This window comes from Methylomonas subterranea (genome assembly GCF_024505185.1).
GTDB lineage: Bacteria > Pseudomonadota > Gammaproteobacteria > Methylococcales > Methylomonadaceae > Methylomonas > Methylomonas subterranea.
Window position 1 is genome coordinate 19,587 of the sequence record NZ_JANIBJ010000047.1, and the last position, 9,881, is coordinate 29,467.

Annotated in this window: 10 protein-coding genes; 6 read left to right on the forward strand and 4 right to left on the reverse strand. The window is 54.8% G+C overall.

The window, feature by feature from the left end:
• Window positions 1-11 precede the first annotated feature (11 nt).
• The 4 genes from fliE to NP590_RS18455 all read right to left on the reverse strand — a co-directional run bounded on the left by fliE (window position 12) and on the right by NP590_RS18455 (window position 4,486).
• The gene (fliE, locus tag NP590_RS18440; protein ID WP_256604152.1) at window positions 12-323 is read right to left on the reverse strand and encodes a flagellar hook-basal body complex protein FliE; all 312 of its coding nucleotides are present in this window, start codon (window positions 321-323) and stop codon (window positions 12-14) included.
• A gap of 54 nt (window positions 324-377) precedes the next feature.
• Window positions 378-1,760, reverse strand: a complete 1,383-nt coding sequence (locus tag NP590_RS18445) for a sigma-54-dependent transcriptional regulator (protein WP_256604153.1) — start codon at window positions 1,758-1,760, stop codon at window positions 378-380.
• On the reverse strand, window positions 1,747-2,955 hold the full coding sequence (locus NP590_RS18450; RefSeq protein WP_256604154.1) for a sensor histidine kinase: 1,209 nt from the start codon (window positions 2,953-2,955) through the stop codon (window positions 1,747-1,749). Before NP590_RS18450 ends, NP590_RS18445 begins: the two co-directional genes overlap by 14 nt.
• Window positions 2,956-3,064: 109 nt before the next feature.
• On the reverse strand, window positions 3,065-4,486 hold the full coding sequence (locus NP590_RS18455; RefSeq protein WP_256604160.1) for a sigma-54 dependent transcriptional regulator: 1,422 nt from the start codon (window positions 4,484-4,486) through the stop codon (window positions 3,065-3,067).
• Window positions 4,487-4,722: 236 nt separating this feature from the next.
• Between NP590_RS18455 and NP590_RS18460 the strand changes: the two genes are divergently transcribed.
• From NP590_RS18460 to NP590_RS18485, 6 genes are all read left to right on the forward strand, one after another.
• On the forward strand, window positions 4,723-5,973 hold the full coding sequence (locus tag NP590_RS18460) for an HlyC/CorC family transporter (protein WP_256604155.1): 1,251 nt from the start codon (window positions 4,723-4,725) through the stop codon (window positions 5,971-5,973).
• Between the two features lie 172 nt (window positions 5,974-6,145).
• Window positions 6,146-6,853, forward strand: coding sequence for a bifunctional 2-polyprenyl-6-hydroxyphenol methylase/3-demethylubiquinol 3-O-methyltransferase UbiG (ubiG, locus tag NP590_RS18465; RefSeq protein WP_256604156.1), 708 nt, complete (start codon window positions 6,146-6,148; stop codon window positions 6,851-6,853).
• Window positions 6,854-6,856: 3 nt separating this feature from the next.
• Entirely contained in the window at window positions 6,857-7,531 is a 675-nt protein-coding gene (gene gph / locus NP590_RS18470; RefSeq protein WP_256604157.1) for a phosphoglycolate phosphatase, read from the forward strand.
• Window positions 7,522-8,250, forward strand: a complete 729-nt coding sequence (locus NP590_RS18475) for an SDR family NAD(P)-dependent oxidoreductase (RefSeq protein WP_256604161.1) — start codon at window positions 7,522-7,524, stop codon at window positions 8,248-8,250. Before gph ends, NP590_RS18475 begins: the two co-directional genes overlap by 10 nt.
• Window positions 8,251-8,258: 8 nt before the next feature.
• On the forward strand, window positions 8,259-8,807 hold the full coding sequence (sufT, locus tag NP590_RS18480) for a putative Fe-S cluster assembly protein SufT (protein WP_256604158.1): 549 nt from the start codon (window positions 8,259-8,261) through the stop codon (window positions 8,805-8,807).
• 136 nt (window positions 8,808-8,943) lie between these two features.
• Window positions 8,944-9,828 carry a GGDEF domain-containing protein gene (locus NP590_RS18485; RefSeq protein ID WP_256604159.1) on the forward strand — a complete coding sequence of 295 codons (885 nt, stop codon included), beginning with the start codon at window positions 8,944-8,946 and terminating at the stop codon, window positions 9,826-9,828.
• The last annotated feature ends 53 nt before the right edge of the window (window positions 9,829-9,881 follow it).

Genomic DNA, 9,881 nt, shown 5'->3' on the forward strand with positions numbered 1-9,881 from the left:
AGTATAGCGCTCTACATGGACATACTCATAACATCCTTGTAGGCATCGACCAGTTTATTGCGAACCTGTAGCATCGCCTGGAAGGAGACTTGCGCTTTTTGCGAGGCAATCATGACTTCGGCCAGACTGACATCGGACCGGCCGGTTTCGAAAGCCGTGGACAAGGCGGAGGCGGTTTTTTGGGTTTGATTGACCGCGTCTATGGAATCTTTCAGCATGGCGGCAAATTCGCCGGAATCGTTGCCGGCGACGGGTTTGGCGCCGGCTTCGATGGACATGGTCCGCATCTGGGCCAGTACTTGATTGATATGGATATCTGACATATTCGTGACTCTCGCTGATGACTTTCCTGTTACCAAGCATTTTCCGAGCCAAATCTAGCAGGGCACGGAGACGCCTGCTTCCTTCATTCGGGCGATTTTGTAGCGCAAGGTCCGCGGACTGATACCCAGCTTTTCGGCGGTGGTTTTACGGTTGCCGCAGGCCTCGCCCAGTATCTGCAGAATGATTTTTTCCTCCGCCGAGCGCACCCCGTCACCCAGGCTGCATGGCTCCGAATCGGCCCGGTCGTGTGCAATTTCATCCGCCGAAACAAGCGCTTGGCAATCGCCTGGCAGATCGTCCGCCGCCACGAATTCATCGTCTTCGAATATCAAATCGTCGCCGGTAATGCTGGGCCCGCTTTGTAAAATCAGCGCCCGCTGCATGACGTTTTCCAATTCCCGCACATTGCCGGGCCAGCGATAGGCTTGCAGTTTTTGCACGGCGGCGGCATCGAAACGCTGGCCGGCCGCGCCGCGCGGACTGTGTTTACGCAATAATTCGGCCGCCAGCGGCAAAATATCGCCGATGCGGTCGCGCAGGGGCGGAATCCGAATCGGAAACACGCTTAGCCTGAAGTACAAATCCTCCCGAAACCGGCCCTGCCGGACATAGTCTTTCAACTTGCGGTTGGTGGTCGCCAATATTCTGACGTTTAACTCTATTTTGCGCTGTCCGCCCAGGCGCTCGACCTGTTTTTCCTGCAATACCCTGAGTAATTTGGCCTGCAGCCCCAAGTCCATCTCCGATATTTCATCCAATAACAGGCTGCCGCCCTGGGCCTGTTCGAATTTGCCCGGCATGGCCTGGGTGGCACCGGTAAAGGCGCCCTTTTCATAACCGAACAGCATGGCTTCCAGCATGTTTTCCGGGATGGCCGCGCAGTTGATGGCTTCAAAGGGACCGGCGTGGTAATGCGAATTGCGGTGAATATAACGCGCCAATACCTCTTTTCCGGTACCGCTTTCGCCTTCCAGCAGCATGGTGACGTGGGTTTTGGCGACTTTATTCACCAAACCGTAGAGTTTTTTCATTTGCGCATCGACCACCACCCGCTCCTGTTCCGGCGCCGGCGGGGAGACGATCAGGCGCTGGACTTTTTCCACCAGGGTTTTCGCTTCAAACGGCTTGATCAAATAATCGCGGGCTCCGGCCTGCATGGCTTCCACCGCGCGCGGAACGGTACCGTAAGCCGTCATCATCAACACCGGCAGCTCCGCGAATTTTTGCCGCAGATTTTGCAACAGTTGCAAGCCGTCCATGACCGGCATTTGCACATCGCTGACCACCAGGCCGACGTTGAATTTTTGCAGCTGACTCAGCGCCTCGATGCCGTTTTTAGCCGACATGACGCTATAACCCTCCAGTTCCAAGGTATCGCGCAGTGCTTCGCACAATGCCGCATCGTCTTCGACGATCAGTACGTCATACTGTTTCATAGTTATTCTCCAGACCGGCGCATTCCCGCCCCGGCGCAGATAAACCCAAATCCCGTGGCAAAATAGGCAGGCACAGGGTAAAAACGCTACCCCGACCGACTGTCGAGCGGCAGGACACCGCGCCGCCATGCGCCTCGACCACGCTGGCCACCACCGCCAAACCCAGGCCCGTGCCATGGGTCTTGCTGGTGTAAAACGGCTCGAACATTTGCCGTTGCCGGTCCGCTTCAATGCCGGGACCATTGTCCGCGATGCCGATCTCTATGCCTTGCCCGCTTTCCAGTGCTCGCAGACTGATCGCGGAAGCGCCTGATTCCATGGCGTTGTTCAACAGATTCAACAAGGCTCCGCGCAAGGCATCCTGGTTTCCCAGCACGCAATCCCGCGTGACCCGGTTATCCAGCACGAAATCGCCGTCGAACTCGTCCATGCGTTCCGCGATACGGTCCAGCATGCCGCGCCAGGAAAAGCCCTGCATGGCCAAACGGCCTTGCTTGGCAAAAATCAGCATGTCATTGACCTGTCGCTCCAAATACTGCAGACGCTCCAAAATTTTCTCGGCAAACTGCTGGCGTTTTATTTCGTTCAACTGCGGCTTGCCCATTTGAGAGGCGTATAAAATCGCCGTGGTCAACGGGGTGCGCACTTGGTGAGCCAAACTGGCCACCATCTCGCCCATGGCGGATAGATGTTTCTGTTGCGCCAGCCTGTCCTGCAAGCCGCGCAATTCGCTGACATCCGATAACAAAATAATCTGCTCGGCGTCGTTGTTGAGATGGTTGCGAGTGATGCTGACGATGCGGCCGTCCGGCAATTGCCGTTCGTGCGGCGAATCGGGGACGGGCAACAGGCTGCGGGCCATGACGACTTGCCAGTGCAGGCCGATCAAGGGCTCGCCCAAAAAAGCGCCTGCATGGCCGTTACAATCGATGATGCGATTTCCCGCGTCCAGCAAAATCACCGCCGCCGGCAGTGCCGCCAGAATTTGCTGCAGACGATTGGCCAGCTTTTCCTTTTCGCTCAGAGTGACCAGCCGTTCGTTGCGCGCGGCGGCCAACTGCCCGTTCAGATGGGCGACCTGCTCCCGCAAGCCTTGATAAGACTGAGCCAGATTTTCCGAAAGTTCGTTGAACATCCGAAAGGCATCGGTCAGGCGTTCGGTTTTTTGTTGATATTGCAGTTTGCTTGTGTTCATGGCTATTCTGGCTTTTTACTGTATCGAGCAAAAAGCAACATTCAAGCCACAATATTTTTAACTTATTTATCAGTTAGCTGGATTGATTTCGCCGGGAAATTGACGCCCTTCAGGCGGTATCGGACTTGCGTAATTTTTCGACCAGCGTGGTGCGGCGCATGTTGAGCAATTTGGCCGCGTGCGCCACCACGCCATTGCATTCCTCCAGCGCCTGCCGGATCAATTCGTTTTCCAGATCGGTAAGATATTCCTTCAAATCCAGTCCTTGTTCGGGCAGGTGCACGGTCGCGCCGGGTGCCGGCGGGACCGGTTTTGCAAATCCGGCCGCAGGCCGCGCCGGCGTTTCGCTGGGCTGCATTTCCGCTTCCTGCCAATCGATGCCGGCTTCCGCCGGCACCTCGTAACCCTGAAATTTTTCCGGCAAATCGCCGGCATCCACCAATTTGTCGGGAAAGATGATGGCCAAGCGTTCGATCAGATTGGAAAGTTCCCGTACATTACCCGGCCAATGGTGTTGCATCAGCACCGCGATGGCCTGCCGCGACAGCCTTACCGAACCTCGGTTGGCGGCCAGCATGCGGCCGATCAAATCGTTGACCAGATACGGAATGTCTTCCGCCCTTTCCCGCAGCGCCGGCACCTCGATGGGAAATACATTCAAGCGGTAGAACAGGTCCTCGCGAAAGCGCTTTTCGTTGATTTCCTGTTCCAGTTGCCTGTGGGTGGCGGCGACGATACGTACATCGCATTGTATGGTTTTATTGCTGCCCACCCTCTCGAAACAGCGCTCCTGTAAAACCCTCAACAGCTTGACCTGCATGGGCATGGGCATGTCGCCGATTTCGTCCAGAAACAGCGTGCCGCCCTCGGCCATTTCGAAGCGGCCCTGCCGCGAGGTCAATGCGCCGGTAAAGGCGCCCTTTTCATGACCGAACAATTCGCTTTCCAGCAATTCCCCGGGAATCGCGCCGCAATTCACCGGCACAAAGGGCTTGTCCTTGCGTAGGGACGCACGGTGCAGGGCCTGGGCCACCACTTCCTTGCCGGTACCGGATTCGCCCAAGATCAGCACGGTGGCATCCGATTTGGCCACCTGATCGATCAACTCACGGGTTTTTTGTATGGCCTTGCTGCATCCCGCCAGACCTTTATGGGATTGATTTCTTTTCGCCGGGACCCGGGGCTGGATCAGGTTGTTCAATTCTTCCGTCAGGATAGGGTAAACCGTGGGCCATTCCAGAACCCGGGTCACCATTTGTTCTATCGAAGTCGACAGCGCTTGATGGTCTTTTTCCACCAATAATACGACCGGTAACTCCGGACTTTTTTCCGTGATCGATCTGAGCAGGCTGGCCTGCTTCTCGGTCGCGCCGACAAACACGGCATTGAATCCGCTCGGGTCTTGCAGTATCGACTGACACTCGCCGCTACCGACCGCGGTTAGGTCGTATTCGAGAAACTTCAGCACGGTCTCGACTTGCTGGGCTCTGATTACATTGTCATCGATTAGCAAAATTTCGGGCAAAACCATGCGGGTGTACTCTATGGAAGGGCGTTTCTGGTCAAAGGGCGGATTCAAGCGATTCAAGTTAAGCATTGAATGCCGTTATTGTCAAAACCCCTCACGATTCAGTTTGTTGAAGCACAAACCTCAGGTAACTTTCAACAAAATCAAGTTTTTCCGCCACTTAAAAAAACCTTAACGACTTGACAAAACTGCGCCAGCATAGAAACTAGTGGCTTGTTTAGTCACCCAGAGCCACTTCGTTGAACGATATTCCATTAAGTATACTGTTCGGTATACTGGCCATCCTGTTGCTCCTGTCCGCTTTCTTCTCTGGTTCCGAAACCGCCTTGATGACGTTAAACCGTTATCGGCTCAAACATCTGGTAAAACAAAAACACCGTGGCGCCATCAAGGCACATAATCTGCTCAAAAGACCCGACCGCCTGATCGGCCTGATTTTATTGGGGAACAATTTCGTCAATATATTGGCCTCATCCATCGCCACCGTGATTGCCATCAGAATCGGCGGCGACGAAGCGATTCCGGCCGCCACGGCCATATTGACCATTCTGGTTCTGATATTTTCCGAAGTGACGCCCAAAACCCTGGCCGCGCTGAGACCGGAAATGCTGGCGTTTATTTCGGCCTGGCTTTACGCGCCGTTGTTGAAATTGCTTTACCCGATAGTCTGGATCGTCAATTCGATTTCCAATCTGCTGTTGCTCATCGTCGGGGTGAATCCAAAAAAAGCCAAACGAGACGAGTTGGATAAGGACGAACTGAAAAGCATCGTCTCGGACACCGACCATTTGCTGCCGGCCCGTTATCAAAACATGCTGCTGAGCATTCTGGACCTGGAGTCGGCCAGCGTGGAAGACATCATGACCCAGCGCAAGGAAATCGTCGGCATCGACCTGGAAGATTCGATCGAAGACATCATCGAACAACTGCGCAACAGCCCGCATACCCGCTTACCCGTCTATAAAAAGAACATAGACCGGGTTATCGGCTTTTTACATATACGCAACGTGCTGGCCCAAATCAATCATCAGGCGTTCGACAAACAAATCATCACCGACAGCCTCAGCAAGCCTTTTTTCATCCCGGCCAGCACCTCGATTCACAAACAGATGCAAATTTTCAAGACCGAAAAATTGCGCATCGGCTTGGTGGTGGACGAATACGGCGATGTGCAGGGCTTGGTAACCTTGGACGATTTATTGCAGGAAATCGTCGGCGAATTGGTGGCCGAGGAACCCGACATCAAAATGCAAAAAGACGGCAGTTATCTGGTCGACGCCAGCGTCACCGTCCGGGAACTCAACCGCATCACGCATTGGGACCTGCCCACCGAAGGCCCGAAAACCTTGAACGGCCTGATCATAGAATACATGGAAACCATTCCCGAACCCGGCACCAGTATCAAACTGCACGGGCAAATTCTGGAGATTATCCAGCGCGATGAAAACACGGTTAAGTTTGTGCGCTTTCATCCCGAACCCGAAGCATAAATCGGCATCCCGTTGGCGTCGAGCGACTGCGACGCCCTCGCAATGAAAAACGGGCTTCAATACGCGCATATCCGCCGAACCTTGTTGAGCGACCCGCCCGCGCCGAAAGCCCAGACATGACGAATAACCTAGTAATACAGTAAACTATAGCCTTTAAAAAAATACCGATGCCATGACAGCGACCGACAACGTACATCCTCACGAAATCCACAAGTTCGGCTCGCAAGCCGAACGCTGGTGGGACCCCAATGGCGAGTTTAAAACCCTGCACGATGTCAACCCCTTGAGGTTGCATTTCATCCGCCAATTCGCGGAACTGCAGGGCAAGCGGGTGGTGGACATCGGCTGCGGCGGCGGCATTCTGACCGAGGGCCTGGCCAAGGCCGGCGCGGAGGCATTGGGGATAGACCTGAGCGAAGAGTTGATCGACATCGCCGATTTGCACGGCCTGGAAACCGGCATTAGCGCCCATTACCAAAAAATCAGCGCGGAAACGCTGGCCGAGCAACAAGCGGCCGCTTTCGACCATGTCACCTGCATGGAAATGCTGGAGCATGTGCCCGACCCGGCATCCATAATCCGCGCCTGCGCCACCCTGGTCAAACCGGGCGGCATGGTGTTTTTTTCCACGCTGAACCGTGTACCCAAGGCCTATCTGCTGGCCATCCTGGCCGCCGAGCATCTGTTGAAAATGGTGCCCAAGGGCACGCATGACTACAAAACCTTTATCAAACCGTCGGAACTATGCCAGTCCGCCCGCAATGCCGGCCTGGAATTGAAGGGCATGACCGGGATCGAATATAACCCTTTCAACAAACAGTTCAGCTTGGGCAGGGATATCGACGTCAATTACATCGCCGCCTTCGAACGGCCGGCTTGAGTCATGAACGCCTTCAAACTGGACTGCGTGCTGTTCGATCTGGATGGAACCCTGGTGGATACCGCGCCCGACCTGATTTCCTGCCTGAACCAGACTCTGCTGGAACACGGTTACCCGGCCGTCCCGGCCGCCGAAGTCAAACCCAGCATTTCCCTGGGAGCCCTGGCCATGATCCAACGAGCCACGCAAAATCTGGATGCGGCCAGACAACAACAATTACTGGACCATATGCTGGATTGTTATCAAGACAATATCGCCGAACATAGCCGCTTTTTCGACGGCATGAGCGAAACCCTGGAGACCATAGAAGCGCTGGGCCTTAAATGGGGCGTGGTGACCAACAAGCGCGAACGCTTTACCCTGCCGCTGATGGAAGCGCTCAATCTCAGCCGAAGAGCCGCCTGCATTATCAGCGGCGACACCACGGCCAACAGCAAGCCGCATCCGGAACCCATGCTGGCCGCCTGCAGGCAGGCCGGGGTGAACCCGCAAAACTGCGTATATATCGGCGATGCCTCGCACGATATTACCGCCGGCAAAAATGCCAACATGAGAACCCTGGCCGCCCTCTACGGCTATATCAAGGACAGCGACCAACCGGAAAACTGGGGCGCGGATGCCTTGATCGAAGAACCGCGACAATTACAGCAATGGATAAAAACCGCGCTATGCCATTAAACGATCAGGTCATACTCATCACCGGCGCGGGCGGCGGACTCGGCGGCACGGCGGCCCAGGCCCTGGCCCGACAAGGCGCCCGCCTCATCCTGCTGGATAAAAGCATTCCCAAGCTGGAAAAAATCTATGACGCCATCGTTGCCGCCGGCGGCCCGGAACCGGTGCTGTATCCTTTCGACCTGGCCGGCGCCAGCGAGCAGCAATACCAGGATTTGGCCGATGCCGTGGAACAACGTTACGGCACCTTGCAAGGCCTGCTGCATTCGGCGGCGGAATTGAGTGCCTACACGCCCATTGCCGTCCATAAGACCCAGGATTGGGGGCACACACTGAACGTCAATCTCAACGCGGCCTTTTTATTGTGCCGGGTACTGTTGCCCGTATTGCAAAAAAGCCCCAACGCTTCCATCGTGTTTACCTCGGACTCCGGCGCGCGCGTTCCGCGAGCCTACAGCGGCGCTTACGGCGTGTCGAAAATTGCACTGGAGGGCTTCGCCAAAATACTGGCGGAGGAATTGGAAGCAAGCGGAAAAATTCGTGTCAACACGCTGGTTCCAGGCCCCATCGATTCGCCCTTGCATAAAAAAGTTTACCCCGGCGGCGACAAAACCCAACTCGCCGCCATGGACAGTTTGGCCCCTGTTTACCGTTACTTATTTGACAGCGCCAGCTTGGGCGTAACCGGTCAAATAATTGACGCTCAAACCTTTACACTTTGATTACGACCATGGCAGACAGAGAAGTTGTTACCTTAACCCGCGACGTTAACATAGTAACCATACCCGATGGGCATCACGGCACCTTGAACAAAGGCCAGGAAGTGACCATACATCAATCGCTGGGCAGCAATTACACGGTGATTACCGACTACGGCCATATGGTGCGTATTGCGGGCTCCGACGCCGATGCCCTGGGCATGGAAACCCACCAGTTGCATACGCTGGTTTCAGAAACCGACAGCAAGGCGGTGGAAAAAAATTGCTGGGAAGTCATGAAAACCGTCTACGACCCGGAAATTCCGGTCAATATCGTCGATCTGGGCTTGGTCTACGGCTGCGAGGTGGCCGCCAACAGCGAAGGCGGTCACGACGTACATATCCGCATGACGCTGACCGCGCCGGGTTGCGGCATGGGCCCCGTGATTCAAAGCGATGTGGAAAAAAGCGTTCGCGCCTTGCCCGGCGTCAGTTCGGTCGATGTCGAAGTGGTGCTGGACCCGCCTTGGTCGCGCGAAATGATGTCCGAGGTAGCGCAGGTACAACTGGGCTTGTTCTAAGCAAACCTGCGGCAAAAAATTGCCACCTATCTACCTCAAAACAAACCAAATAATTGAATTCTAAATAAAAAATAATATTGGCACATCTGTCGCTTTGATAACGTTAAATCGTTAATTCAAGACCAGAGGAAGTGTCATGAGAGAAAAAGCAGCCGAACTGGCCATTGTCAGCAATAAAAGTTTTGAAGCTTCGACCGCCGTCAATCTTCACCATTTCGACATCAGCAGCGCCCTGCAAACTTCATTGGAGTTTATCGAGCTGATTACGATCTTCTGCAATAAAATTCAAGCCACCATTCCGCATAACAGCGCCGAATACGTCAACGGCGAATTCGACTTGAACTTCAGCCGCGGCGTCATCGGCAGGCACTCCTGCTCTTACGCCCTGAAAGTCGAAGACCAACAGCTCGGCGAATTGAAACTGACCCGTAGCCAACGTTTCAGCAAGGACGAACTGAGGATGCTGGAAAGCCTGTTGTGCTGCCTGATCTATCCCCTGAAAAATGCCACCTTGTTTCAAAAAGCCCTGCAAATGGCCTACACGGACCCTTTAACCAAAACCCATAACCGTACCGCTTTTAACGACACGTTGATGCGGGAAATCATAAGGGCCAATCGTTGCGGCCAAAACCTGTCGTTGATTTTCGTGGATGTCGACCATTTCAAAAGCATTAACGACCAATACGGCCACCATTGCGGCGATATGGCGCTGGCTTCGGTGGCAAGCTGGATCAAGGACAGCGTGCGGGCCAGCGATGTGGTGTTTCGTTTTGGCGGGGAAGAATTTGTGATTTTACTGGCCGATACCAATCTGGAGTCGGCCGACACCATAGCCGAACGGGTCAGAAGCGACATCGAGTCGCATACCCTGGCCTACGGCATGGATGTGCTGAACATCACCGCCAGTCTGGGCGTCAGTACCTTAAAAGACAACGACGACACGGAAAGCCTCATCAAGCGCGCCGATACGGCGATGTATCAAGCCAAGCAACGGGGCCGCAACCGGGTTTGCCTGGGCTAGCACCGGCCGCGCGCGGCATGTCCGCCGCGCGCAAGCTTGGTGATGGTCAATTT

What these genes read in the sequence shown, in the direction of transcription:
- fliE (WP_256604152.1), bottom strand. Translation starts at nt 323, where the DNA reads ATGTCAGATATCCATATCAATCAAGTACTGGCCCAGATGCGGACCATG.
- NP590_RS18445 (WP_256604153.1), bottom strand. Translation starts at nt 1,760, where the DNA reads ATGAAACAGTATGACGTACTGATCGTCGAAGACGATGCGGCATTGTGC.
- NP590_RS18450 (WP_256604154.1), bottom strand. Translation starts at nt 2,955, where the DNA reads ATGAACACAAGCAAACTGCAATATCAACAAAAAACCGAACGCCTGACC.
- NP590_RS18455 (WP_256604160.1), bottom strand. Translation starts at nt 4,486, where the DNA reads ATGGTTTTGCCCGAAATTTTGCTAATCGATGACAATGTAATCAGAGCC.
- ubiG (WP_256604156.1), top strand. Translation starts at nt 6,146, where the DNA reads ATGACAGCGACCGACAACGTACATCCTCACGAAATCCACAAGTTCGGC.
- gph (WP_256604157.1), top strand. Translation starts at nt 6,857, where the DNA reads ATGAACGCCTTCAAACTGGACTGCGTGCTGTTCGATCTGGATGGAACC.
- NP590_RS18475 (WP_256604161.1), top strand. Translation starts at nt 7,522, where the DNA reads ATGCCATTAAACGATCAGGTCATACTCATCACCGGCGCGGGCGGCGGA.
- sufT (WP_256604158.1), top strand. Translation starts at nt 8,259, where the DNA reads ATGGCAGACAGAGAAGTTGTTACCTTAACCCGCGACGTTAACATAGTA.
- NP590_RS18485 (WP_256604159.1), top strand. Translation starts at nt 8,944, where the DNA reads ATGAGAGAAAAAGCAGCCGAACTGGCCATTGTCAGCAATAAAAGTTTT.